Source organism: Cellulomonas sp. P4_A2 (assembly GCF_056402515.1).
This window is the reverse complement of the sequence record NZ_JBFUHG010000046.1, coordinates 1-716: the sequence shown is the minus strand read 5'-3', so window position 1 is coordinate 716 and position 716 is coordinate 1. Positions and strand designations below refer to the sequence as shown.

The following is a 716-nucleotide window of genomic DNA, read 5'->3' as shown; positions in this document are numbered from 1 at the left end:
GTCCAGGTGTCGGGCCAGTTGGAGAGCTGCGTGTGCGTGAGCGCGTACTTGGCGGAGGTGCCGACCGGGATGACCATGGTCTGGTCGGGGTCGAGCGAGTTGAGGTACGACTTCACCGACGACGACAGCGTGTTGCCCTCGTTGAGGACGACCGTGCCCTTGCCGCCGTAGCCGAGCGATCCGGCCGCCGCGGAGGCCGCGAGCGCCGAGTGGTAGTCGGTGCCGGTGGCGACGAACACGTACTCCGGGGCGCTGGCGACCGCCTTGGCGACCGCCACGGACGTGGAGTAGCGCGAGGTTCCCACCAGCCGCTTGGGTGTGAAGCCGAGCGAGCTGACCTTGCTCGCCACTGTGCTGGAGAGGATGTCCGTGCCGCCCACCAGGTAGACCGTGGCGCCGGGCTTCAGTGTGCGCTTCAGCTCGGTCTGCGCGGCGCTCGACAGCGAGGTCTTCGACGTCATCAGCAGGGGGCCCTGCTTCTGGCCGGCGAGCGACTGCCCGGTCAGGGCGTAGGACGGGCTGTCCTTACTGATGAGGACGGCCGTCCGCGCGTCGATCAGGCCGGGCTCGCTCCGGCCGACCGTGTTCCATGTCCAGCGGGACGAGGCCACGTTGGTGGCCGAGGAGTCGGCGCCCCAGACCCGGCCGACGCTCTGGCGGCGCAGCGGCTGCCAGGCGACGTCGGTGGTCGAAGAGGTGCCCGGCGGCTGTGGCAC

The 716-nt window shown here is 70.4% G+C and carries 1 protein-coding gene; it reads right to left on the bottom strand.

Annotated elements, in window-relative coordinates:
- Positions 1–716 (bottom strand): cell wall-binding repeat-containing protein (locus AC1DUE_RS19990; protein WP_477041157.1); only part of this gene is annotated, 716 nt, incomplete at both ends.